General features: G+C 68.8%; 24 protein-coding genes. 19 read left to right on the forward strand and 5 right to left on the reverse strand.

The features are described from left to right. Window positions 1-5: 5 nt before the first annotated feature. Both AWC14_RS12260 and AWC14_RS12265 read left to right on the forward strand, forming a co-directional pair. Window positions 6-338: a cupin domain-containing protein gene (locus AWC14_RS12260; RefSeq protein WP_045381837.1), complete on the forward strand. Its 333-nt coding sequence runs from the start codon at window positions 6-8 to the stop codon at window positions 336-338. A gap of 3 nt (window positions 339-341) precedes the next feature. Continuing rightward, on the forward strand, window positions 342-1289 hold the full coding sequence (locus AWC14_RS12265) for an NAD(P)H-dependent flavin oxidoreductase (protein ID WP_045381835.1): 948 nt from the start codon (window positions 342-344) through the stop codon (window positions 1287-1289). Window positions 1290-1295: 6 nt separating this feature from the next. Here the strand turns inward: AWC14_RS12265 and AWC14_RS12270 are convergent, their stop codons facing one another. After that, the gene (locus AWC14_RS12270) at window positions 1296-1793 is read right to left on the reverse strand and encodes a DUF1990 domain-containing protein (RefSeq protein WP_045382035.1); all 498 of its coding nucleotides are present in this window, start codon (window positions 1791-1793) and stop codon (window positions 1296-1298) included. Between the two features lie 58 nt (window positions 1794-1851). Between AWC14_RS12270 and AWC14_RS12275 the strand changes: the two genes are divergently transcribed. Both AWC14_RS12275 and AWC14_RS12280 read left to right on the forward strand, forming a co-directional pair. Then, a complete protein-coding gene (locus AWC14_RS12275; RefSeq protein ID WP_045381833.1) occupies window positions 1852-2727 on the forward strand; it encodes an aldo/keto reductase in 876 nt (291 codons plus the stop codon). A 19-nt stretch (window positions 2728-2746) separates the two neighbouring features. Next, window positions 2747-3370: a PaaI family thioesterase gene (locus AWC14_RS12280; RefSeq protein WP_142281676.1), complete on the forward strand. Its 624-nt coding sequence runs from the start codon at window positions 2747-2749 to the stop codon at window positions 3368-3370. A gap of 5 nt (window positions 3371-3375) precedes the next feature. Here AWC14_RS12280 and AWC14_RS12285 read toward each other — a convergent pair whose 3' ends face one another. Continuing rightward, window positions 3376-5022, reverse strand: a complete 1647-nt coding sequence (locus AWC14_RS12285; protein ID WP_235215981.1) for a Na+/H+ antiporter — start codon at window positions 5020-5022, stop codon at window positions 3376-3378. Between the two features lie 103 nt (window positions 5023-5125). On the opposite strand from AWC14_RS12285, the gene thrS reads away from it, so the two are divergent. The 15 genes from thrS to AWC14_RS12360 all read left to right on the forward strand — a co-directional run bounded on the left by thrS (window position 5126) and on the right by AWC14_RS12360 (window position 19044). Continuing rightward, complete coding sequence (gene thrS / locus AWC14_RS12290; protein WP_045381826.1) at window positions 5126-7180, forward strand: threonine--tRNA ligase; 2055 nt, start codon at window positions 5126-5128, stop codon at window positions 7178-7180. Beyond that, window positions 7173-7724 (forward strand): ATP adenylyltransferase, encoded by a 552-nt coding sequence (locus tag AWC14_RS12295; RefSeq protein WP_045381823.1) that lies wholly within the window; start codon window positions 7173-7175, stop codon window positions 7722-7724. The genes thrS and AWC14_RS12295 overlap by 8 nt, the downstream gene beginning before the upstream one ends. Continuing rightward, window positions 7721-8368 (forward strand): phosphatidylinositol phosphate synthase, encoded by a 648-nt coding sequence (gene pgsA, locus AWC14_RS12300; protein ID WP_045381820.1) that lies wholly within the window; start codon window positions 7721-7723, stop codon window positions 8366-8368. The genes AWC14_RS12295 and pgsA overlap by 4 nt, the downstream gene beginning before the upstream one ends. Beyond that, the gene (locus AWC14_RS12305; protein WP_045381817.1) at window positions 8365-9276 is read left to right on the forward strand and encodes a phosphatidylinositol mannoside acyltransferase; all 912 of its coding nucleotides are present in this window, start codon (window positions 8365-8367) and stop codon (window positions 9274-9276) included. Before pgsA ends, AWC14_RS12305 begins: the two co-directional genes overlap by 4 nt. Beyond that, window positions 9276-10400, forward strand: a complete 1125-nt coding sequence (locus tag AWC14_RS12310; protein WP_045381814.1) for a glycosyltransferase family 4 protein — start codon at window positions 9276-9278, stop codon at window positions 10398-10400. The genes AWC14_RS12305 and AWC14_RS12310 overlap by 1 nt, the downstream gene beginning before the upstream one ends. Next, entirely contained in the window at window positions 10400-11413 is a 1014-nt protein-coding gene (locus tag AWC14_RS12315; RefSeq protein WP_045381812.1) for an NUDIX hydrolase, read from the forward strand. Before AWC14_RS12310 ends, AWC14_RS12315 begins: the two co-directional genes overlap by 1 nt. Before the next feature lie 79 nt (window positions 11414-11492). After that, entirely contained in the window at window positions 11493-12386 is an 894-nt protein-coding gene (gene pdxS / locus AWC14_RS12320; protein WP_268811722.1) for a pyridoxal 5'-phosphate synthase lyase subunit PdxS, read from the forward strand. Between the two features lie 9 nt (window positions 12387-12395). Beyond that, window positions 12396-13235: an acyl-CoA thioesterase II gene (tesB, locus tag AWC14_RS12325; RefSeq protein WP_045381810.1), complete on the forward strand. Its 840-nt coding sequence runs from the start codon at window positions 12396-12398 to the stop codon at window positions 13233-13235. Continuing rightward, complete coding sequence (pdxT, locus tag AWC14_RS12330) at window positions 13232-13828, forward strand: pyridoxal 5'-phosphate synthase glutaminase subunit PdxT (protein ID WP_045381807.1); 597 nt, start codon at window positions 13232-13234, stop codon at window positions 13826-13828. The genes tesB and pdxT overlap by 4 nt, the downstream gene beginning before the upstream one ends. 37 nt (window positions 13829-13865) lie before the next feature. Next, complete coding sequence (locus AWC14_RS12335) at window positions 13866-15215, forward strand: ABC1 kinase family protein (protein WP_045382025.1); 1350 nt, start codon at window positions 13866-13868, stop codon at window positions 15213-15215. A 46-nt stretch (window positions 15216-15261) separates the two neighbouring features. Then, on the forward strand, window positions 15262-16014 hold the full coding sequence (locus tag AWC14_RS12340) for a YebC/PmpR family DNA-binding transcriptional regulator (RefSeq protein WP_045381805.1): 753 nt from the start codon (window positions 15262-15264) through the stop codon (window positions 16012-16014). A 93-nt stretch (window positions 16015-16107) separates the two neighbouring features. Beyond that, the gene (ruvC, locus tag AWC14_RS12345; RefSeq protein WP_045381803.1) at window positions 16108-16662 is read left to right on the forward strand and encodes a crossover junction endodeoxyribonuclease RuvC; all 555 of its coding nucleotides are present in this window, start codon (window positions 16108-16110) and stop codon (window positions 16660-16662) included. Beyond that, the gene (gene ruvA / locus AWC14_RS12350) at window positions 16659-17237 is read left to right on the forward strand and encodes a Holliday junction branch migration protein RuvA (RefSeq protein WP_085241278.1); all 579 of its coding nucleotides are present in this window, start codon (window positions 16659-16661) and stop codon (window positions 17235-17237) included. Before ruvC ends, ruvA begins: the two co-directional genes overlap by 4 nt. Further along, on the forward strand, window positions 17234-18283 hold the full coding sequence (ruvB, locus tag AWC14_RS12355; RefSeq protein WP_045381797.1) for a Holliday junction branch migration DNA helicase RuvB: 1050 nt from the start codon (window positions 17234-17236) through the stop codon (window positions 18281-18283). The genes ruvA and ruvB overlap by 4 nt, the downstream gene beginning before the upstream one ends. 116 nt (window positions 18284-18399) lie before the next feature. After that, window positions 18400-19044 carry a hypothetical protein gene (locus tag AWC14_RS12360; protein WP_081968228.1) on the forward strand — a complete coding sequence of 215 codons (645 nt, stop codon included), beginning with the start codon at window positions 18400-18402 and terminating at the stop codon, window positions 19042-19044. A 64-nt stretch (window positions 19045-19108) separates the two neighbouring features. Here AWC14_RS12360 and car read toward each other — a convergent pair whose 3' ends face one another. The 3 genes from car to AWC14_RS12375 all read right to left on the reverse strand — a co-directional run bounded on the left by car (window position 19109) and on the right by AWC14_RS12375 (window position 24324). After that, window positions 19109-22564 (reverse strand): carboxylic acid reductase, encoded by a 3456-nt coding sequence (gene car, locus AWC14_RS12365; RefSeq protein WP_045381791.1) that lies wholly within the window; start codon window positions 22562-22564, stop codon window positions 19109-19111. A gap of 126 nt (window positions 22565-22690) precedes the next feature. Further along, the gene (gene gabT / locus AWC14_RS12370; RefSeq protein WP_045381788.1) at window positions 22691-24031 is read right to left on the reverse strand and encodes a 4-aminobutyrate--2-oxoglutarate transaminase; all 1341 of its coding nucleotides are present in this window, start codon (window positions 24029-24031) and stop codon (window positions 22691-22693) included. 47 nt (window positions 24032-24078) lie between these two features. Further along, window positions 24079-24324, reverse strand: coding sequence for a hypothetical protein (locus AWC14_RS12375; RefSeq protein WP_045381785.1), 246 nt, complete (start codon window positions 24322-24324; stop codon window positions 24079-24081). Window positions 24325-24407 lie beyond the last annotated feature (83 nt).

The following is a 24407-nucleotide window of genomic DNA, read 5'->3' on the forward strand; positions in this document are numbered from 1 at the left end:
CGTCCATGGAAACGATCTCGCTGACCAGCCTGGCCGACGAAAAGCTGGCCGAAGCCCGGGAGGCGCGCAGCGGGCGGGCCGCCCACACCCTGCACGGCGGGCACACCCACGAACTGCGGCAGACGGTCATGGCACTGCTGGCCGGCCGTGAGCTCTCCGAGCACGACAGCCCCGGACAGGCGTCGCTGCAGGTGCTCAAGGGGCACGTGCGGATCAGCGCCGGCGACGACTCGTGGGACGGCAAGGCCGGCGACTACGTCGTGATCCCGCCGCAACGGCATTCCCTGCAGGCGGTCGACGATTCGGTGGTCATGCTGACCGTCTTCAAGAGCCTCTAGCCGTTGCTGTCGACGCCCTGGTCGCGCGGCCTGGGGCTGGCCGTCCCGATCGTCAACGCGCCGATGGGCGGGGTGGCCGGCGGACGGCTGGCCGCTGCGGTGACCGCGGCGGGCGGACTGGGCATGGTCGGCATGGGCAGCGCCGGCTCAGCCGCGTCGCTGACCACCGAACTACGGCACGCGCGCGGCACATTCGGAATTGGCTTGGTGGACTGGGTGATTCGCCAAGAGCCGGAGCTGCTGGATGTGGCCCTGCAAGCGCGGCCCGCACTGCTGTCGGTCAGCTTCGGCACCGACCTGTCCTGGGTAGCGCGTGCTCATGACGCCGGAATCGCCACGGCCACACAGGTTTACGACGCCGACGGCGCCAGGCGGGCTGCCGACGCGGGGATAGACGTGCTGGTGGCGCGCGGCGGCGAAGGTGGCGGTCACGGAGTGGCCACGGTCGCGACGCTGCCGCTGCTGGACGCGGTCCTGGACGCGGTGCCGGTGCCGGTGCTGGCCGCCGGCGGAATCGGCTCGCCGCGAAGCCTCGCCGCGGTGCTGGCGGCCGGTGCTGCCGGCGCCTGGCTGGGTACCTGCCTGTCGGCCTGCTCGGAGGCGCTGACCACCGACGCCGTCCGCGCGGCGCTGATTGCCGCCCGCGAGACGGACACCACCCCGACCCGGGTGTTCGACGTCGGCCGCGGATACCCGTGGCCGCAGCGGTTTCCGTCCAGGGTGCTGCGCAACGACTTCGTCGCGCGATGGGACGGCCGCGAAGAGGACCTCGCCGACGACGCCGACGCGCGGGCCGAACTCGCCGAGGCGATCGCCGCGGAGGACTACCGGGTCGCTCCCGTCGACGCCGGGCAGGCCGTCGGGATGATCACCCGGGTAGAGCCCGTCGCCGACGTCATCGAGCGGCTGTGCACGGGCGCGGAACGCCTGCTGACCCGCTGGGTTTGCTAAAGCCGCTCACACCGCGCGGACGTAGCGCTTGGCGATGACCCGCTGGCCCAGTTTGGTGAGCGGGCCGCTGGCCTTGGCCCACCACGCCACCGGCCGGGAGAACGACGACACCTCGGCGAATACTGCGGCCGTCACCGGGTCGTGGCGGACCACGAACCGTTCCTCGCCGGACTCGGGGTGGCCGGGCAGCGTGCCGTAGGCGAAGCCGCGGACCTCCGGTTCGTCGACCACATACACCACCCGGCACGGTGCCCACAGGAAGCCGAGGCCGACCATCACCACCGCGCCGACCGTCACCGTTTCGCTGGTGGCCTTGACCCGCAACCCGGCGCCGCGCTGCATGCCCCAGTGCATGACGGCGTCGGCGACCTCGTCGAATCGCTTTTGGCCCGCGCCGATTTGGGTGGCATACCCGAGGTGGTGGTAGCCCGGTGGCGGCGGGCCGGCGGTGGCGCCCACTTCTGGATAGGTCAGTGGCAGATCGGTCAGTGTGTGCAAGTCCACGTGCTTCAGCTTGCCACGCGCTGCGGCCCCGAGGCAGGCGCGGCGTACGGTCGACAACGTGACTGCACAAACCGCAAAAGCTCAAGCATCCGGCACATTCACTCTCGGCGACATGACGGTCAACCGGCTGGGTTTCGGCGCCATGCGTCTGACCGGCAAGGGCGTGTGGGGCCCGCCCGCCGACCGCGCCGAAGCCGTGCGGGTGCTGCGTCGGGCGGTGGAACTCGGCGTCAACTTCATCGACACCGCCGACTCGTATGGCCCCTACATCTCCGAAGAAATCATCCGCGAGGCGCTGCATCCCTACGACGGCCTGGTGATCGCGACCAAGGCCGGGTTGCTGCGCACGGGGCCCGACGTCTGGATCCCGTTGGGAAATCCGAGTTATCTGCGCCAGGAATGCGAGATGAGCCTGCGGCGGCTCGGCGTCGACACGATCGACCTGTTCCAGCTGCACCGCGTCGACCCCAACTACCCGTTGGCCGACCAGGTCGGCGAGCTCGTCAAGCTGAAGGACGAGGGCAAGATCCGCCACATCGGCCTGTCCGAGGTCGACGTCGACCAGTTGACGGCGGCCCAGCAGATCACGCCGATCGTCTCGGTGCAGAACATGTACAACCTGACCGCGCGTGCCGCCGAGCCGCTGCTGGACTTCTGCACCAAGCAGGACATCGGGTTCATCCCGTGGTTCCCGCTCGCCGCCGGACCCCTGGCCGCGCCCGACGGCCCGCTGCAGCGGATGGCCGGGGAGCACGACGCCACGCCGTCGCAAATGGCGCTGGCCTGGCTGCTCAAACGCTCGCCGGTGATGTTGCCGATCCCCGGGACCTCCAGCGTGGCGCACCTGGAAGAGAACGTCGGCGCGGCGGAGATCACGCTGTCCGACGACGAAGTCGAACTGCTGGCCGCCATCGGCGAACAGAACGCCTCGTAACGCCCAATACGGTGTCCTGGTGGCACCCGACAGCACGCGACACCCCGGCGGCGGATTCAACCCGCCCGAGCCGACCACCAAGGGCGGCCCCGACTACGGCAGGTTCGTCGAGGCGGTACGCCTGCTGCAGGACCATGCCCGTGCCGCCGACGCACCCGACGAGGTGATCGGCGAGGCGGCCGACCTGCTGGAAAAGGTGTCCGACCTGTTGGCGCCGTTCGACACCGACGAATGGCAGTCGCCGTCGGGCCGCCGGATGGACCTGCCGATGCGCGGCAACATCTCGTCGATACCGATGAAGATGACGAAGACCGACGACGGCAGGATCCGGGGCTGGGCCCGCTTCCGCCGGTTCCACCTGGGGCGCAACGGCGCCGTCCACGGCGGCATGGTGGCGCAGCTGTTCGATTCGGTGCTGGGGCTGACGTCGGCGGTGCTCACCGGCGGTCCCTACCAGCGCACCGCCTACCTTCATCTGGACTACCGGCACATCGTGCCGATCGAAAAGGAGTTGCAGGTGGAGGCCGGGATCAGCCGGGTCGAGGGCCGGAAAATCTTCGTCGCGGGGCGGCTGAGCGACGGCGACACGCTGCTGACCGAAGGCGAAGCGCTGTTCGTGATGCTCAAGCCGGGCCAGCCGTAGCTGAGTCAGCGACTGCGCCCGCGTGACCGCGGCGTGCCGATCGGCAGCATGCCCTCCTCGTGGTCGAGTTCGCGTTGGAGGACGCGAAGACTTTTGTCGGGCAGCATGCCGGCGTCGCGCCAGCGCACGAGCTCGTCGCGCTCGGCGTCGATGGCCGCCCGGCGTATCGCGGCGGCGGCCTCGTAGCCCGACAATGGCAGGTCGCCGAGATCCGACGACTCGAGCAGGTCGAGCTGACGCTGATACCGCTCGAGCCGGGCGGACAACTGCTCGCGCACGCTCTGCAGCGCGCGGGCGTCGAGCTCGTCCTCGCCCTGCTGGTCCAGCTCGTCGAGCCGGTCGAGGGCAGCCTGAATGGCCGCCGTGCGCGCCCGATGGCGCAGCCGCAGCTCGTCGACGGCGTCGGCGTGCAACCCCAACGCCCGCACCACCCGGCCGAATGTGCTGCCCTGCCCGATCAGCGTCACGAGCACCACGACAAAGGTGCAGAACAGCAACAGGTTTCGGTCGGGAAACGCGGTGCCGCGCTGCGTCACGAACGGCACCGCGAAAATCGCGGCGAGGCTCACCACGCCGCGGGTGCCGGCCCAGCTCAGCACGAAAATCTCACGGCCAGTGAGCTTTTCGGTCCTCGAGTCGGCGTTTCCGAGCCGGGTGTGCAGCGGGCGCGGAAGCGTCTGGGTGAGCAGCAACCACAGCGGCCGCAGCAGCAGCACCACGGCCACGGTCACGCTCACCGACACGATGATCGTCGAGGTCGAGTACCCGCGCAGGCCGTCGAGAATGGTCGGCAACTGCTGACCGATCAGCAAGAAGACCAGACCTTCGAGAAGAAAGTTGACCAACCGCCAGACGGCTCGGGTCTGCAACCGGGTTGCGCCCGTTTCGGTTCGGGGCGAGTCGTGTCCGACGATCAGCCCGCACACCACGACCGCCAGCACACCGGAGGCGTGGACCTTCTCGGCGGCCAGATAGGTCACGAACGGCGTGGCGAGCGAAATCGCGTTGGCGGTCAGCACGTCGTGCGTCCATGCGCGCAGCGCCCGCCGGCAATACGCCAGCGCCAGGCCCACCAGCAGACCGCCCACCGCGGCGAGGACGAACCGCCCGATCGCCGACGGCAGCGAGAACCCGGCGCCGGTGGCCGCGGCGACGGCCACCGACAGTGTGGTGAGCGCCGTCGCGTCGTTCAGCAGCCCTTCGCCCTCGATCAGCGTGACGATGCCCAGCGGCAGACCGACCTTGCGCGCGACGGCGAGCGCTGCCACCGGATCTGTCGGCGCCACCGCGGCACCCAACACCATCCCCGCCGCAACCGTTGCGCCGCCGACCAGCAGCGCGAACGCGACACCGACCGATGCCGCGGTCACCAGAACCAGCACCACCGACAGGCTGACGATCGTGCGCAGGTTGCGGCGTATCCCGACAAGCGACGATTCCAGCGCCGCGTGGTACAGCAACGGCGGCAATATCCCGGTCATCACGACATCGGGATCCAGGCCGATGTTCGGCCCGGGCAGCAGGGCATACACGATCCCGACGAGAGTCAGAAGCGCCGCGCTGGGCAGGTCGGTGCGGTCGCTGACCCAGTTCACCACCACGATGACGGCGACGGCGACGAGCAGCAATCCCAAACCCGTCTGCACCAACACGGCCTCATTCTGCCGTTTCGGGTGGCCCGTCGGCGGCCCTGCTCGGCCGCGGGCCGCCCCGATAGCATGGTCGTCGACCCCCCGAACCTTGGAGACCGCCGCAATGACCGCGCCCCCACGCCTTTCCTGGCCAGCAACGATCCGGGTTGCCGCCGGGACGACCGCCGCCGCGGCGGTCCGCGAGGCCGGGCTGCCCGGCCGCGGCGAGCCCGACGCCGTCGTGGTGGTGCGCGACGCCGACGGCACACTGCGCGACCTGAGCTGGGTACCCGAGGCCGACGCCGACGTCGTCCCGGTGGCGGCCAACACCGACGACGGTCGCAGCGTGATCCGGCACTCCTGTGCCCACGTGCTGGCCCAGGCCGTGCAGGAATTGTTTCCGCAGGCCAAGCTGGGCATCGGGCCGCCGATCACCGACGGCTTCTACTACGACTTCGACGTGCCGGAACCGTTCACCCCGGAAGATCTGGAGGCGCTGGAAAAACGGATGCGCCAGATCGTCAAGGAGGGCCAACTGTTCTCCCGGCGCGTCTACGAGTCCAAGGAGCAGGCCCGCGAGGAGTTGGCCGGCGAGCCGTACAAGCTGGAACTGGTCGACGACAAGTCCGGCGACCCGGCGGTGATGGAGGTCGGCGGCGACGAGCTGACCGCCTACGACAACCTGAATCCCCGTACCCGAGAACGTGTTTGGTACGACCTGTGCCGCGGCCCGCACATCCCGACCACCCGCCACATTCCGGCGTTCAAGCTGACCCGCAGCTCGGCGGCGTACTGGCGCGGCGAGGCGAACAACGCCAGCCTGCAACGCATCTACGGCACCGCCTGGGAGTCGCAGGAGGCCCTGGAGCGTCACCTGACGCTGCTGGAGGAAGCGGCGCGCCGCGACCACCGCAAGCTGGGCACCGAGCTGGACCTGTTCAGCTTCCCCGACGAAATCGGTTCGGGCCTGGCGGTTTTCCACCCGAAGGGTGGCATCGTGCGCCGTGAGCTGGAGGAGTATTCGCGGCGCAAGCACATCGAGGCCGGCTACGAGTTCGTCAACACCCCGCACATCACCAAGGCCGACCTGTTCCACACCTCCGGGCACCTGGACTGGTACGCCGACGGGATGTACCCGCCGATGCACCTCGACGCCGAATACGACGACGACGGCACTGTGCGCAAGCCGGGCCAGGACTACTACCTCAAGCCGATGAACTGCCCGATGCACACGCTGATCTTCCGGTCGCGGGGGCGGTCGTATCGCGAACTTCCGTTGAGGCTCTTCGAGTTCGGCACCGTCTACCGCTACGAGAAATCGGGCGTGGTGCACGGTCTGACCCGGGCGCGCGGCTTCACGATGGACGACGCACACATCTTTTGCACCCGCGACCAGCTGCGCGCGGAGCTGGCGTCGCTGCTGCGGTTCGTGCTCGACCTGCTGGGCGACTACGGGCTGGAGGACTTCTACCTGGAGCTGTCCACCAAGGACCCGGAGAAGTTCGTCGGCTCCGACGAGCTGTGGGAGGAAGCCACCAACGTGCTGGCGGAAGTGGCGGCGGACTCCGGTCTGGAGCTGGTGCCCGATCCGGGCGGTGCGGCGTTCTACGGGCCGAAGATCTCGGTGCAGGCCCGCGACGCGCTGGGCCGCAGCTGGCAGATGTCGACCATCCAGGTGGACTTCAACTTCCCGGAACGTTTCGAGCTGGAGTACACCGCCGCCGACGGCACCCGCCAGCGGCCCGTGATGATCCACCGCGCGTTGTTCGGGTCGATCGAGCGGTTCTTCGGCATCCTCACCGAGCACTACGCCGGCGCGTTTCCCGCGTGGCTGGCGCCGGTGCAGGCGGTCGGCATCCCGGTCGCCGACGACCACGTGCCCTACCTGGAAGACGTTGCGGCACAACTGCGCTCACACGGCGTGCGAGTCGAGGTGGACACCAGCGACGACCGGATGGCCAAAAAGATCGTCAACCACACCAACCACAAGGTGCCGTTCATGCTGCTGGCCGGCGACCGCGACGTCGCCGCCGACGCCGTCAGCTTCCGCTTCGGTGACCGCACCCAGATCAACGGGGTGCCGCGCGACGAGGCCGTCGCCGCCGTCGTGCAATGGATTGCCGACCGCGAAAACGCCGCTCCCACCGCAGAGTTGGTCAAGGTGAACAGTCGTGGCTGACGAAGACGCGATCGTGGACCGCGGCGTGGGTGAGGCCGACCGGCTGCAGCGGTTGTGGACGCCCTACCGGATGAGCTATTTGGCCGAGGCGCCGCTGAAGCGGGAAAACTCCGATCCCGCACAGCTGTTCACCGACATCCCGCAGCTGCCCGACGAGGACGGACTGGTGGTGGCCCGCGGCGAACTGGTGTACGCCGTGTTGAACCTCTACCCGTATAACCCCGGGCATCTGATGGTGGTGCCCTACCGGCGGGTGTCGGAACTCGAGGATCTCACCGACAAGGAGAGCGCCGAACTGATGGCGTTCACCCAGAAGGCAATTCGCGTCATCAAGGCGGTGTCGCGGCCGCACGGCTTCAACGTCGGCTTGAACCTGGGAGTATCGGCGGGCGGCTCGCTGGCCGAACACCTGCACGTGCACGTCGTGCCGCGGTGGGGCGGCGACGCCAACTTCATCACGATCGTCGGCGACTCGAAGGTCATCCCGCAACTGCTGCGCGAGACCCGCCGTCTGCTGGCCACCGAGTGGGAAAAACAGCCGTGAGCAAACTGCTGTCCCGGGAAGGGGTGGCACGGGTCACCACACCGGTGGCGAGGGCCCTGCTGCGGCTCGGCCTGACCGCGGACGCCGTCACGATCATCGCCACCGCGGCTTCGGTGCTGGCCTCGCTGACGCTGTTTCCGACCGGTCAGCTGTTCGCCGGCACGTTCGTCATCTGGTTCTTCGTGATGTTCGACATGGTCGACGGGGCGATGGCCCGGGAGAGCGGCGGCGGCAGCGCCTTCGGCGCCGTGCTGGACGCCACCTGCGACCGGATCAGCGACGGCGCGGTGTTCTGCGGGCTGTTGTGGTGGGCGGCGTTCGGCCTCCGCAGCCCGTCGCTGATGGTGGCGACGCTGATCTGCCTGGTCACGTCGCAGGTGATCTCCTACATCAAGGCGCGCGCCGAGGCCAGCGGGCTGCGCGGCGACGGCGGGTTCATCGAACGCCCGGAGCGCCTGATCATCGTGCTGGTGGGCGCCGGACTCTCCGACCTGCCGGTGTTTCCGCTGCCGTGGGCGCTGCACCTGGCGATGTGGGTGCTGGCGGTGGCGAGCATGATCACCTGCGCCCAGCGGCTGCACACCGTGCGGCACTCGCCCGGGGCCGCCGAGCCGATGCAGGCGCCGGGGAAGAGCGAGCCGTGATCGGCATCCCCGGGGTGAGCCTGAGTGACTGGGGATACGCGGCCGGATGGATGCTGGTGCGGGCCATGCCGGAGTTCGCCGCGCGCAACGTGTTCGACGCTGGCGCGTGGTATGCGTCGCTGGACGGAGGCCCTGCCCAGCTGCGCAAGAACCTGGCCCGCGTCATCGGCGTACCGCCGGCGCAGGTGCCCGATTCGCTGATGCGGGCGTCGCTGGCCTCCTACGCGCGCTACTGGCGCGAAGCGTTCCGGCTGCCGACGATGAACCACGCCGAGCTGGCCCGGCAGCTGCACGAAGCGGTTCGGGGCCAAGAACATCTGAACGCCGCGCTGGCGGCCGGCCGCGGGGCGGTGCTGGCGTTGCCGCACAGCGGCAACTGGGACATGGCCGGGGTCTGGCTGGCGCAGACCCACGGCACGTTCACCACCGTCGCCGAGCGGCTCAAACCCGAGTCGCTGTACCGGCGATTCATCGCCTACCGGGAAAGCCTTGGCTTCGAAGTGCTTCCGTTGTCTGGCGGCGAACGCCCGCCCTTCGAAGTGCTCTGCGAACGGCTGCGCGACAACAAGATCGTGTGCCTGATGGCCGAGCGCGACCTCACCAGCACCGGGGTGCAGGTCGATTTCTTCGGCGAACCCACCCGGCTGCCGGCCGGGCCGGCCAAGCTGGCGATCGAAACCGGGGCAGTGCTGCTGCCGGTGCACTGTTGGTTCGAAGACGACGGCTGGGGCTTCGAGATCTACCCGCCGCTGGACTGCACGGGCGGCGACGTCGTCGCCATCACCGCCGCGCTGGCCGGCCGGTTTGCCCTCAACATCGCCGCGCACCCCGCCGACTGGCATATGCTGCAGCCGCAATGGCTGGCCGATCTGTCCACCAAGCGACGGGCCAGATTGGGGGACGGCTGATGCGCATCGGCATGGTGTGCCCGTACTCGTTCGACGTGCCGGGCGGGGTGCAGTCGCACGTGCTGCAGCTCGCCGAGGTGATGCGTGCCCGCGGGCATTGCGTCAGCGTGCTGGCCCCCTCGTCGCCGCATGTCAAGCTGCCCGACTACGTCGTCTCGGCCGGCAAGGCCGTCCCGATCCCGTACAACGGCTCGGTGGCCCGGCTGCAGTTCAGCCCGGCCGTGCACGGCCGGGTGCGACGCTGGCTGGCCGAGGGCGATTTCGACGTGCTGCACCTGCACGAGCCCAATGCGCCCAGCCTGTCGATGTGGGCGTTGCGGGTGGCCGAGGGGCCGATCGTGGCGACCTTTCACACCTCGACCACCAAATCGCTGACGCTGTCGGTGTTTCAGGGGGTGTTGCGGCCCTGGCACGAGAAGATCGTCGGCCGCATCGCCGTGTCCGACCTCGCCCGGCGCTGGCAGATGGAGGCATTGGGCTCCGACGCGGTCGAGATTCCCAACGGTGTCGACGTCGGGGCGATCAGTGCCGCACCACTTCTGGACGGATATCCGCGGCCCGGCAAGACGGTGCTGTTCCTGGGCCGCTACGACGAGCCCCGCAAGGGCATGGCGGTGTTGATGGAGGCGCTGCCGCATGTGGTGCAGCGTTTTCCCGACGTACAGCTGCTGATCGTCGGCCGCGGCGACGAGGACGAATTGCGAAGCAGCGCAGGGTCTTTGGCTGATCATCTGCGGTTCCTGGGCCAGGTGGACGATGCCGGCAAGGCGTCGGCGCTGCGCAGCGCCGACGTCTACTGCGCGCCGAACACCGGCGGTGAGAGTTTCGGCATCGTGTTGGTGGAGGCGATGGCCGCCGGCACCGCGGTGGTGGCCAGCGATCTGCACGCGTTCCGGCGGGTGCTGCGCGACGGCCAGGCGGGCCGCCTGGTGCCGGTCGAAGACGGCGCCGCGCTGGGTGCGGCGCTGGTCGCCGTGCTGGACAACGATGTGTTGCGCGAGAAGTACGTGGCCGCCGGCGCCGAAGTGGTGCGCCGGTACGACTGGTCGGTGGTGGCCAACCAGATCATGCGGGTCTACGAGACGGTCGCCGGCTCGGGCACCAAGGTGCAGGTGGCCAGCTGATGGTGTGGCTGGTGGTGGCCATCGCGGTGCTGGTCGTGCTGCTGGTGGTGTTCGGCAGCTGGGTGTACCACACCGCCAACCGCCTGGACCGGCTGCACGTGCGCTACGACCTGTCCTGGCAGGCGCTGGACGGGGCGCTGGCCCGTCGCGCCGTGGTGGCCCGCGCGGTGGCGGTCGACGCCTTCCACGGCGCCTCGCAGGGCAAGCGGTTGGCGGCGCTGGCCGACGCGGCCGAACGGGCGCCCCGGCAGACCCGCGAGGCGTGTGAGAACGAGTTGTCCGCGGCGCTGGCGATGGTTGACCCGGCGTCGCTGCCGTCGGCGCTGGTGGCCGAACTGGCCGACGCCGAAGCCCGGGTGCTGCTGGCCCGTCGCTTCCACAACGACGCGGTCCGCGACACGCTGGCGCTGCGCGAGCGGCCACTGGTCCGGATGCTGCGACTGGGTGGAACCGCTTCGCTGCCAAGCTATTTCGAGATCGCCGAACGCTCGCATTCGGCGGGGCACAGGTCGAGCAAGCGCACCTCGGCCCGGGTGGTGCTGCTCGACGACTCCGGCGCGGTGCTGCTGCTGTGCGGATCCGACCCCGCGCTGCCTGTGAGCAGCGCGCCGCGGTGGTGGTTCACCGTCGGCGGCCAGACCCGCGACGGCGAGGACCTGGCCGCGACTGCCGCGCGCGAGCTGGCCGAGGAGACCGGTCTGCAAGTCAACCCCCGCGACATGATCGGGCCGATCTGGCGGCGGGATGCGGTCTTCGACTTCAACGGGTCGGTGCTCGACAGCGAGGAGTACTTCTTCGTCTACCGCACCCAGCGGTTCGAGCCGTCGATCGCCGGGCGCACCGAGCTGGAACGCCGCTACATCCACTGCCACCGCTGGTGTGACGCCCGCGACATCGCCGAGCTGGTGGCCGCCGGTGAGACGGTCTACCCGCTGCAGCTCTCCGAGCTGCTGGCCGACGCGAATGCGCTGGCACAGACCCGCGCGCCCCGCCAGCTGCAGTCCATCCGCTAGTCGGCCTTCGCCGAGCGTGCGGGCGGCCTCACATTCCGCGGGGAAATACCGGTTTGGGCCCACCACTAGACTGGTAGCCGTGACTTCCAACGGCCAGACCGGCACCGCGCGCGTCAAACGCGGCATGGCCGAAATGCTCAAGGGCGGCGTCATCATGGACGTCGTCACGCCCGAGCAGGCCAAGATCGCCGAGGGCGCCGGCGCCGTAGCCGTGATGGCACTGGAACGGGTGCCCGCCGACATCCGCGCCCAGGGCGGGGTGTCCCGGATGAGCGACCCGGACATGATCGAGGGCATCATCTCCGCGGTCACCATCCCGGTGATGGCCAAGGCGCGCATCGGACACTTCGTCGAGGCGCAGATCCTGCAGGCCCTCGGCGTCGACTACATCGACGAGTCGGAGGTGCTGACCCCGGCCGACTACACCCACCACATCGACAAGTGGAAGTTCACCGTGCCGTTCGTCTGTGGCGCCACCAACCTGGGCGAGGCGCTACGGCGCATCAACGAGGGCGCGGCGATGATCCGCTCCAAGGGCGAAGCCGGCACCGGCGACGTCTCCAACGCCACCACCCACATGCGGGCCATCACCGGCGAGATCCGCCGGCTCACGTCGCTGTCCGAAGACGAATTGTACGTCGCCGCAAAGGAATTGCAGGCGCCCTACGAGCTGGTGGTCGAGGTGGCGCGGGCCGGCAAGCTGCCTGTCACGCTGTTCACCGCCGGCGGCATCGCCACCCCGGCTGACGCCGCGATGATGATGCAACTCGGCGCCGAGGGCGTGTTCGTGGGCTCAGGCATCTTCAAATCGGGCGACCCGGCGCAGCGCGCCGCCGCGATCGTCAAGGCCACCACCTTCTACGACGACCCCGACGTGCTGGCCAAGGTGTCGCGCGGGCTCGGCGAAGCGATGGTCGGCATCAACGTGGAACAGATCGCGCAGCCGCACCGGCTGGCCGAACGCGGCTGGTAAAAACAGTCCGTGGCGATCGAAGAGATCCTCGATCTCGAGCAACTCGAGGTCAACATCTACCGCGGCAGCGTGTTCAGTGCCGAGTCCGCCGCGTGGCAGCGCACATTCGGGGGCCACGTCGCGGGCCAGACGCTGGTGTCGGCGGTGCGCACGGTCGATCCGCGTTTTCTGGTGCACTCGCTGCACGGCTACTTCCTGCGGCCCGGAGATGCCAAGGCGCCCACCATTTTCATCGTCGAACGCATTCGTGACGGCGGCTCGTTCTGCACCAGGCGGGTCAACGCGATCCAGCACGGCGAGACCATTTTCGCCATGTCGGCGTCGTTTCAGGTCGACCAGAGCGGCATCGAACACCAGGACGCGATGCCGTCGGCGCCGCCGCCGGACGACCTGCCCGGGCTGCAGTCGATGAGAGTGTTCGACGACGCCGGGTTCCGCCAGTTCGAGGAGTGGGACGTGCGGATCGTCCCGCAAGAGAAGCTCGTGAGGCTGCCCGGACTGGCGTCGCAACAGCAGGTGTGGTTTCGCCACCGCGACCCGCTGCCCGACGATCATGTGCTGCACATCTGCGCGCTGGCCTACATGAGCGACCTGACCCTGCTCGGCTCGGCGCAGGTGATCCATCTCGAGGAACGCCACCACCTGCAGGTGGCCTCGCTGGACCACGCGATGTGGTTCATGCGGCCGTTTCGGGCCGACGAGTGGCTGCTCTACGACCAGTCGTCGCCGTCGGCATGTGGCGGGCGGTCGCTGACCCAGGGCAAGATCTTCAACCAGTACGGCGAGATGGTCGCGGCGGTGATGCAGGAGGGTCTGACTCGCTACAAGCGCGACTTCCGGCCGACGTGAACGATCCCCGCGTCGGCGTCTTGGCACTGCAGGGCGACACTCGCGAGCACATTGCGGCGCTGCGCGAAGCGGGGGCATCTGGAGTGCCGGTGCGCCGCCGCGACGAGCTCGACGCCGTCGACGCGCTGGTGATCCCGGGCGGCGAGTCCACCACGATGAGCCACCTGCTGCGCGACCTGGATCTGCTCGAGCCGCTGCGCAAGCGGCTGGCCGACGGATTGCCGGCCTACGGGGCGTGTGCCGGCATGATCCTTTTGGCCAGCGAGATCCTCGACGCCGGCGCGGGCGGGCGTGAGGCCCTGCCGCTGGGCGGTATCGATATGACGGTGCGGCGCAACGCTTTTGGTCGCCAAGTCGATTCCTTCGAAGGCGATCTGGAGTTCGCCGGTCTCGACGAGCCGGTGCACGCGGTTTTCATCCGGGCGCCGTGGGTGGAGCGCTGCGGATCCGACGTGCAGGTGCTGGCCCGCGCGGCCGGCCATGTCGTCGCGGTCCGCCAAGGGCCGGTGCTCGCGACGGCGTTTCACCCGGAGATGACCGGCGATCGGCGCATCCACCGGCTGTTCGTCGACATCGTCACCGGCAGGGCGTAGCCGCACGTCGCGGTGCCCACCAAGGCATGATGTGGTCATGGCCGACATCGTGCGGGGCCGATTCGGGCGCGTCGCAAAGCTGGCGAGCCTTCCGGCAGGCGCGGCCGGACGCGCCGCACTCGGCGTGGGCAAGCGGATGACCGGCAAGTCCAAGGACGAGGTCAACGCCGAACTTCTGGAGAAAGCCGCCGACGAGCTGTTCCAGGTGCTCGGCGAGCTCAAGGGCGGCGCCATGAAAGTCGGCCAGGCGCTGTCGGTGATGGAGGCCGCGATCCCGCCGCAATTCGCCGACCCGTTCCGCGAAGCGTTGGTCAAGCTGCAAAGCGAGGCTCCGCCGCTGCCGGCGGCCAAGGTGCACCGGGTGCTCGACGCCCAACTCGGCACGAAATGGCGCGACCGCTTCGAGTCCTTCGACGACACGCCGGTCGCCTCGGCGAGCATCGGGCAGGTCCACAAGGGCGTCTGGAAGGACGGGCGCGAGGTCGCCGTCAAGGTGCAGTACCCCGGCGCCGACGAGGCGTTGCGCGCGGACCTCAAGCTGATCAAACGGTTCTCGTGGGTCGTCAAGCAGATTGTGCCGCGCGCCGACGTGGACCGAATCGTCGCAGAGGTCAGCGAGCGCATCGAAGCGGAGCTCGACTACCGGCTGGAGGCCAACTATCAGCGTGCCTTCGCGAAAGCCTTTGCGGGCGACGAGAAGTTCTACGTGCCGCCAGTGGTCGCCAGCTCGCCGAAGGTCATCATCTCGGAGTGGATGGAAGGCCGGCGCCTTTCCACGATCATCGCCGAGGGCACGCGGGATGAACGAGACTCCGTGTGTGCCTTGCTGTTCGAGTTCATCTTGAGCTCACCGGCCCGTGTCGAGCTGGTGCATGCCGACCCGCATCCGGGCAATTTTATGGTGCTGGCGGACGGTCGCCTCGGCGTGATCGATTTCGGCGCCGTCGCCGAGCATCCCGGCGGTCTGCCCGCCGAATTCGGTGAGCTGCTGTGCTGGGCGCGCGACGAGCAGTGGGACCAAGTGATCCGGCTGCTGAAGGAGCTCGGGTTCATGCCGCGCGATTACGACCTGACCGCCGAGCAGGTGGTGGAGTACATCGACCCGCTCTGGGCCTACATCGACCCGTTGCGGGCCGGCGAGTTCCATTTCACCCGCAAGTGGTTTCAGAAGACGGCGTTGGTCACGACCGATCCGATGCGGGAGGGGTTCGCCGACCGGTTCAAGCTGGCCCGCCAGTTGACCATCCCACCCGGGTGGGTCATGTTGCTGCGCACGCTCGGCGGCTTGCTCGGGGTCGCCGTGCAACTCGACGCGCATGTGGCGTACGCCACGCTGGTCGAGCGATGGGTACCGGGATTCTTCGAGCCCGATGGGCGCGCCACGTAGACTCGTCTGGCGAACTTTGCCCAGCGACGACAAGAGGTAGTAACCGATGAGCGGCCATTCCAAATGGGCCACCACCAAGCACAAGAAGGCCGTCATCGATGCGCGCCGCGGGAAGAACTTCGCCCGGCTGATCAAGAACGTCGAGGTCGCCGCCCGGGTCGGCGGCGGTGATCCGGCCGGCAACCCGACGCTGTACGACGCCATCCAGAAGGCGAAGAAGAACTCGGTGCCCAACGACAACATCGAGCGGGCCCGCAAACGCGGCGCCGGCGAGGAGGCCGGTGGCGCCGACTACCAGACCATCACCTACGAGGGCTACGGCCCCAACGGGGTGGCGGTGCTGATCGAATGCCTGACCGACAACCGCAACCGGGCCGCCAGCGAGGTGCGGGTGGCGATGACCCGCAACGGCGGCAACATGGCCGACCCTGGCTCGGTGTCCTACCTGTTCGCCCGCAAGGGCGTGGTGACGCTGGACAAGAACGGGCTGACCGAGGACGACGTGCTGGCGGCGGTGCTGGACGCCGGTGCCGAGGACGTCAACGACTTGGGCGACAGCTTCGAGATCATCACCGAGCCCGGCGATCTGGTGGCGGTGCGGACCGCATTGCAGGACGCCGGCATCGACTACGACTCCGCCGAGGCGGGATTCCAGCCGTCGGTCACCGTCCCGCTCGACGCCGAGGGCGCGCGCAAGGTGATGAAACTGGTCGACGCGCTCGAGGAGAGCGACGACGTGCAGGACGTCTATACCAACGCCGACATCCCCGACGAAATCCTGGCGCAGATCGAGGAATGACGCGGGGCGCGCTCTCCCCGCGTGTCCTACCGGCCGCTGTCGGCCCCGCCCAGTAGGGTATCGAACAACCGTTCGGCATCGAGGGAGCGTGGCGTGCGCGTGATGGGCGTCGACCCGGGACTGACCCGCTGCGGGCTGTCGGTGGTCGAAAGCGGCCGGGGCCGGCAAATCGTCGCCCTGGACGTCGACGTGGTGCGCACCCCGGCCGACGAGTCGCTGCCGAACAGGCTGCTGATGATCAGCGAGCACGTCGAGCACTGGCTGGACACCCATCACCCCGAGGTGATCGCCGTCGAGCGGGTGTTCTCCCAGCAGAACGTGTCGACGGTGATGGGCACCGCGCAGGCCGGTGGGGTGATCGCGCTGGCGGCGGCCAAACGCGGCATCGCCGTGCACTTCCACACCCCGTCCGAGGTGAAGGCCGCCGTCACCGGCAACGGCGGCGCGGGCAAGGCGCAAGTCACCGCGATGGTCACCAGAATCCTTGGGCTGCAAGCCAAACCGACACCTGCGGATGCCGCCGACGCGCTGGCGCTGGCGATCTGCCACTGCTGGCGCGCGCCGATGATCGCCCGGATGGCGCAAGCCGAAGCACTGGCGGCCCAGCAGCGCAAGAGATTCGCTGCGAAAGTCAAGGCCGCGACGTGATCGCCTCGGTGCGCGGTGAGGTGCTCGACGTGGCGCTGGACCACGTCGTGATCGAGGCCGCCGGCGTCGGCTACAAGGTGATGGCGGCGCCGTCGACGCTGGCGACGCTGCGGGTGGGCAACCAGGCCTGGCTGATCACCGCGATGATGGTGCGGGAAGACTCGATGACGCTCTACGGCTTTCCCGACGCCGACACCCGCGACCTGTTCCTGACGTTGCTGGGGGTCTCCGGCGTGGGGCCCAAGATCGCCCTGGCCACGCTCGCGGTCTACGACGCGCCGACACTGCGGCAGGCTCTCGCCGACGGCGACGTTACCGCGCTGACCCGGGTGCCGGGCATCGGCAAACGCGGCGCCGAGCGGATGGTGCTCGAGCTGCGCGACAAGATGGGCGCGATGCCGGCTGCTACGGTCAACGGTCATTCGGTGCGCGGACCGGTGGTGGAAGCCCTTGTGGGACTTGGCTTTGCGGTCAAGCAGGCCGAGGAGGCCACCGACAAGGTGCTGGCGGGCGAGCCGGAGGCCAGCACGTCGAATGCGCTGCGTGCGGCGCTGGTGATGCTGGGTAAGAAATGACCGAGCCCGACGAGCGCGAGGTGTCGCCGGCGCTGACCGTCGGCGAAGGCGATGTGGACGCCAGCCTGCGGCCGCGGTCGCTGCGGGAATTCATCGGGCAGGCGCGGGTGCGCGAACAGCTGCAACTGGTCATCGAAGGCGCCAAAAACCGCGGCGGCACACCGGATCACATCCTGTTGTCGGGGCCGCCAGGGCTGGGCAAGACGTCGCTGGCAATGATCATCGCCGCCGAGCTCGGCTCTTCGCTGCGGGTGACGTCGGGCCCGGCGCTGGAACGCGCCGGTGACCTGGCCGCGATGCTGTCCAACCTCGTCGAACACGACGTGCTGTTCATCGACGAGATCCACCGCATCGCCCGGCCGGCCGAGGAGATGCTGTATCTGGCGATGGAGGACTTTCGCGTCGACGTCGTCGTCGGGAAAGGCCCTGGGGCGACGTCGATTCCGCTGGAGGTGGCGCCGTTCACGTTGGTGGGCGCCACCACTCGCTCCGGTGCGCTGACCGGCCCGCTGCGCGACCGGTTCGGCTTCACCGCGCACATGGATTTCTACGAGCCCGCCGAGCTGGAGCGGGTGCTCGCGCGCTCGGCCGGAATCCTGGGCATCGAACTGGACGGGGAGGCGGCCGCGGAGATCGCGCGCCGCTCGCGGGGCACGCCGCGGATCGCCAACCGGCTGCTGCGGCGGGTGCGCGACTATGCGGAGGTCCGCGCCGACGGCGTGATCACCCGCGACGTCGCCAAGCAGGCGTTGGAGGTCTACGACGTCGACGAGCTCGGCCTGGACCGGTTGGACCGCGCGGTGCTCTCAGCGCTGACCCGCAGCTTCGGCGGCGGCCCGGTCGGGGTGTCGACGCTGGCGGTGGCGGTCGGGGAGGAGGCCACCACCGTGGAGGAGGTGTGCGAGCCGTTCCTGGTGCGCGCCGGCATGATCGCGCGCACTCCGCGCGGCAGGGTGGCCACCGCGCAGGCCTGGACGCATCTGGGCATGGCGCCGCCGGTCGGGGTGATGGGCCAGCCGGGGCTGTTCGACGAGGAGCTGGGCTAGGGCGCTGGTTTAGCGCCGCGAACCGTCGGGGTACTCAGCACGGATTCGGCACCGCCGGTGTCGGTGTGTTGTGAGGAGATTCTGAAATGAACGACTCGCGGATAGGCGCTCTGCATATGCCACGCAGCCGTGGCGCAGTCAGCGGATTGCTCCTGATCATTCTCGGCGCGTGGGGCGCACTGATCCCGTTTATCGGACCGTATTTCCACTGGGCCTACACGCCGGACAAGGAATGGACATGGACCGCCGCCAGAGGCTGGCTGGAGGTGTTCCCCGGAGTCGCGGCGGTGGTGGGTGGCCTGCTGCTGCTGGGTTCGGGTAACCGCGCCACCGCGATGTTCGGCGGCTGGCTGGCGGCCTTCGCCGGCGCCTGGTTCGTTGTGGGTCGCCCGTTCGCGTCGCCGCTGCGGCTCGGCGACGTCGGTCAGCCGGTGGCGTCGACCGACACCAAACGTGCCCTGCTGGAAATCACCTACTTCTCGGGGCTGGGCGCACTGATCGTCTTCCTGGCCGGTGCGATCCTGGCGCGCCTGGCGGTCCGGACCGCGCGCGACGTGGAAGCGGCGGCAGCCGTCGCTCCCGCGCCCGATGTGTCGACGTCCGACGTGCCGGCGGCGCCGGAGTACACACCCGCGCCCGAAGTGTCACCGGACGCGGTCACCCAAGTCCGCGCCGAGCAGTTTCCCGTCGCCGAGCCGGAGTGGCGGCACAGCAAGGGCAGCTTCTTCCGTCGTCGTCGCCACGTCAGCGCGGACCGCTAGCCCGCGCCAGCAGACGCAGAATCGCACCGCGGGCATTGCCCGGGTGCGATTCTGCGTCTTGTCGTCAGAGTAAGCCGAGCAGCTGCAGGTCGGTGATGTACTTGACGATGACTGGCGCCGTGACGTGTGGAATGTCTTTGTCCGGGCCGATTTTCGCCTCCTGCACCGCGGCGCGGAACCGGTCGGTCGGCGCGATCGACCCGCGGATCGGCTTTTCCGGCTTCTGGTAGTTGTGCAACAGCGGCAAGAGCGATGCCTGGCGCTGCTTCTCCGGCAGAGCCCGCAGGCTGGTCTCGAAGCGTTGCACCCATTCGCGGTAGTCGTCGATGCGCTGGATCGGATAACCGGCCTCGATCAGCCAGTCGACGTACTCGTCCATCCCGATGCCGTCGTCGTAGGGGTTCATCACGTGGTAGGTCTGGAACGTCTCCACGTTTTGCGCCCCCAGGGTCGAGATCGCCTCGGCGATGAACTCGACCGGCAGACCGTCGTAGTGGGCGCGCTGCCGGTTGCCGTCGGCGTCCAGCTCGTAGAACGACTTCGGCGCGATACCGGTGGCCACCAGGGAAAGCATCATCCGGGTGAACATGTCCGGCAGGTTGAGCTGGCCCGCATAGGTGGTGTCGGCCAGGATCATGTCGCAGCGGAACACCGCGACGGGCAGACCGGCCAGGTCGTTGGCCTCACGCAGCAGCACCTCACCGGCCCACTTGCTGTTGCCGTAACCGTTGGCGTAGCCGTCGTTAATGGCGCGGGTCGGGCTCATCACCCGGACGTCGGCGTCCTCGGTGAACTTGCCGGGCGCGATCTGGTCGCCCACCCCGATTGTCGACACGTAGGTGTACGGCTTGATCTTGGTGGTCAGCGCGATCCGGATCAGCTCGGCGGTGCCGAGCGCGTTGGGGCCGAACAGCTCGCTGTAGGGCAGCACGTGGTTGACCAGCGCGGCGGGGTCGACGATCAGGTCGACGGTGTCGGCCAGCCGCTGCCAAACATCTTGGCTCAGGCCAAGATTCGCCTCGCCCTTGTCGCCGGCGATGACCTCCAGGTGATCGGCGGCCAACTCTTGGTAGTGCGCAAGGAGTTTCGGCTCGCCGCTGTCGAACGTCTTGTCCAGACGCTCCCGCGCCGCCGCGTCGTCCTTGGCGCGCACCAGGGCGATCACCTTGCCGTCGACCAGGTCCATCCGCTCCAGCCATTCCAGGGCCAGGTAGCGGCCCAGGAATCCCGTTGCGCCCGTGAGCAATACCGTGCGCACTTCGTGGTTGGCGCGCGGCAGGTTCGGCGCGGCGGCCAGCGTGTCGGCGTCGAGGAACTTGTCCAGCGTCAGGTCTTTCGCGTGCACCTCGACCGCGTCGCGGCCGTGTACCGAAGCGAACGTCGGCCGCTTGGAGCCTTGGCGTTCGCCCTCGATGTAGCCGGCGATGGACTGCAGGTCCGAGGCCGGGCTGACGATCACGCCCACCGGCACGTCGACATCGAAGATTTCGCGCAGCAGGTTGCCGAATGTCAACGCCGACAACGAGTCTCCGCCCAGGTCGGTGAAATGCGCGTCGGGGGAGACGTCGCTGGTCGAGGCGCCCAGCAGTGCGGCCGCGGCCCGGCTGACCGTCTCGAGCACCGGCTTGTCGGCGCCGCTTTGGCGCAGTGTCCGGAGCTCGTTGGCCTGGCTTTCTTCCAGCTCGGCGTAAAGCTGTTCGAGCCGCTCGCCGTAGTGCTGCTTCAGCTTGGGCCAGGCCAGCTTGCGGATGCCGGTCAGCAGACCGTTCTCCAGCGTGAAAGGCGTTGTCTCGATGATGAAGTCGCGCGGCACCTCGTAGGACTGCAGCCCGGCTTCCTTGGCGACGGTCTGCAGCGACTCGGCGATCGCCGACTTACTCGCGTTCGGGTCCGTCGGCACCACGACCGCCAACAGGTAGGGGTGTGCGCTGTTGCCGTAGATGTAGATCTGGCGGACCAGCGGGCTGGTGCCGAACACCGCCTCCAGCTTGGCCAGGGTGACGAACTCGCCTTGCGCGAGTTTCAGGACGTTGTTGCGCCGGTCGACGTAGACCAGCCGGTCCGGCGCGACCTCGGCGACCACGTCGCCGGTGTGGTAGTAGCCGTCGGCGTCCAGCACGTCGGCGGTGATCTCCGGCCGCTTGTAGTAGCCGGGGAACATGTTCTCGGTCTTGAGCAGCAATTCGCCTCGGGGATAAGGCTTGTCGGTGGCGAAGTAGCCGAGATCGGGGACGTCGGCCAGCTTGTAGTCGATCACCGGCGGCCGTTGCACTTGGCCGTCGAACAGGACCATGCCGGCCTCGGTGGAGCCGTAGCCGTCCATCAGGTGCATTTCGAGCAGCGACTCGACCCAGGCGTTCAGCTCCGGCGAGATGGGCGCGGAGCCCGTCATCGCGAAGATGAACCGCCCGCCGAGCAGGTTCTGCCGCATGTCGGCCAGCACTTCGGCTTCGCCGCGGCCGCGGTCGAGTTCGCGCTGGTACTCCTGGTACAGCGTCTCCCAGATGCGCGGCACGAAGTTCAACTCGGTGGGCCGTACCAGCGCGAGGTCCTCCAGCAGGGTGGACAGGTCGCTCTTGGCGCCGAAGTAGGCGGTGCCGCCGTTGCCGAGCGTGCCGTAGAGGATGCCGCGGCCCATGACGTGGCTCATCGGCATGAAGTTCAGTGTGATCGAGGCGGCGCTGGGGCCGAACCAGTTGCGGGCGGACCGCCGCCACATCTTGGCGACGTTGCGCTGCGGGTACATCGCGCCCTTGGGTGCGCCGGTGCTGCCGGAGGTGTAGATCAGCAGCGCCAGCGCGTCGTTTCCGGTGTCCACTGCCGGCACGGGCGGCAGCGACTTTCCGCGGTCCAGCACGTCGGCCAGGGTCTCAACCGCGACTGGGCTGTTCGCCAATCGGGCGCGGGCGGCGTCCAGCGCCTCGCGGTGGTCGTCGACCTCCGGGTGGAAGTCGAACACCACCAGCCGCGCCGGCTGGCGGCCGGACTGGATCAGCTCGACGGCGTCGGACAGGTAGTCGACGCTCGCCGCGAGCACGGTCGGCTCGGTCTCGGCGACGATCGGCTGCAGCTGGGCGATCGCCGCGCTGGTCTGCAGCGGAACCGACACCGCGCCCAGCTGGGCCAGTGCCATGTCAATGGTCGTGTAGTCGACGCTGGTGAAGCCCAGCACGGCGACGCGGTCGCCGGGGGAGACGACACCGTCGGCCCAGGCGCTTGCGAGAGCGCCGACGCGCTCGCCGAGCTCGCGGTAGGTGATGGTGTCGAATCGGGGCAGCAGTTGCGCCGACGTGCGACCGGTCGCCGGGTCGGCGACGAATTCGACGGCGCGCTGGCCGAGAGCCGGCCGGTCGGCGTAGCCCTCCAGGACGGTTTGGATGACCTGCGGCAGCGTGAGCCCGGGCTGCTCGACGGCAGCGGCGACGGCCTGGCTCGGCCGGGCGGCGGCGAACTGCTGGTCGGTGGCGGTCAGGTCGGCGATGCGGCGCTCCAGCCGCTCTTCATTGATTTCAATCGACATAACGGACCTCTAAGACAAATCACTGGGGAAGTTTGGCCGGCGCCACGCTGCGCCCAACAGAAAACTACGTTAGCAAAGCTAATATTATTCCGGAAGCGGGCCGGCAAGTGACATCGGCCACCCGGTTTAGAGCTCGGCCAACAGCCCGGCCAGCACCTCGAGAGCTTCGGAGAGCAGGTCGTCGCTGATGGTCAACGGCGGCAGGAACCGCAACACGTTGCCGAAAGTTCCTGCGGTCAACACGATCACGCCGGCGGCGTGGGCTGCGGCGGCCAGCTTGCCGGTGAGCTCCGGGTCGGGGTCGGCGGTGCCGGATTTCACCAACTCGGCGGCGATCATCGCGCCGCGGCCGCGCACGTCGCCGATCCGGTCGTCGTCAGCCTGCAGCCGGGACAGCCGGTCGGTCATCAGCTGGCCGATCTGGCGGGCCCGCTCGACCAGCCCGTCGCTCTCGATGGTCGTGATGGCGGCCAGCGCCGCCGCGCAGGCGACCGGGTTGCCGCCGAACGTGCCGCCCAGCCCGCCGGGGTGAGAGGCGTCCATGATCTCGGCGCGCCCGGTGACCGCCGACAGCGGCAGCCCGCCGGCGATGCCTTTGGCGGTGCAGATCAGGTCCGGTTCGATGCCTTCGTGTTCGCAGGCGAACAACGCGCCCGTGCGGGCGAAGCCGGTCTGCACCTCGTCGGCGATGAACACGACATTGTTCTGGCGGCACCACTCCAGCAGGGTGGGCAGGAAACCGTCGGCGGGCACGATGAAGCCGCCCTCGCCCTGGATGGGCTCGATCACCAGGGCGGCCAGGTTGTCGGCGCCGACCTGCCTGCCGATGACCCGAATCGCCCGGGCTGCGGCCCGCTCACCATCGGTGGCCAGCTCCTTGTCGATCAACCCGTCGCGGTACGGATAGGACAGCGGCGCCCGGTAGATCTCCGGCGCGAACGGCCCGAAGCCGCTCTTGTAGGGCATCGACTGGGCGGTCAGGGCCATCGCCAGGTTGGTGCGACCGTGGTAGGCGTGGTCGAACGCCACCACCGCCGGTTTGCGCGTGTAGACGCGCGCGACCTTGATGGCGTTCTCCACCGCCTCGGCGCCGGAGTTGAACAGCACCGACCGCTTTTCACCCGACCCCGGGGTCAGGCGGTTGAGCTGTTCGGCGACGGCGATGTAGTTCTCGTACGGCGTCACCATGAAGCAGGTGTGGGTGAAGTCGGCGACCTGTGTGCGCACGGCGTCGACAACCCGGGGAGAGGAGTTGCCGATCGTGGTGACCGCGATACCGGAGCTCAGGTCGATCAGCCGGTTGCCGTCGACGTCCTCGACGATGCCGCCGCCGGCGCGCACCGCGTACACCGGCATCGTGCTGCGCACCCCCCGGGCCACTGCCGCGGCCCGGCGCTTGGTCAGTTCCAGCGATGCGGGCCCGGGGATTTCGGTGACGAGGCGGCGACTCTGTTCGAGAGTGGACACCTCAGCAGCCTAACCGGGCGGCGCCTCCCGCCAGAGGTTGTCGAAGTTCAGAGCTGGCCGAGCGGCCTGCACACGTTGTCGCCCGGCTTCCAATACTGACCTTCGGGGCAGTTCAGCGGCTGCGGCCCTTCGCCCAGTGGCCGGCACACGTTGGCCGTCGGGTCCCACCACTGGCCTTCGGGGCAATTCAGTGGGTCCGCCGAACTCACAGCCGGCGTCGCGACCGCCACGAGCGCCGTCGCCGCTGCCGGCATCACCAGCACGGCCGCCAACCGTCCAACAACGTTTCTCATCGCAGACCTTAAGTTCGTAGGTGCAGTTACTTCGTGTTGTTACGTTGTGCTGTGACCCCGGGTGGGGCGGGTGAGGCTGCATC

The sequence above is a fragment of the Mycobacterium kyorinense genome (assembly GCF_002101735.1).
Lineage (GTDB): Bacteria > Actinomycetota > Actinomycetes > Mycobacteriales > Mycobacteriaceae > Mycobacterium > Mycobacterium kyorinense.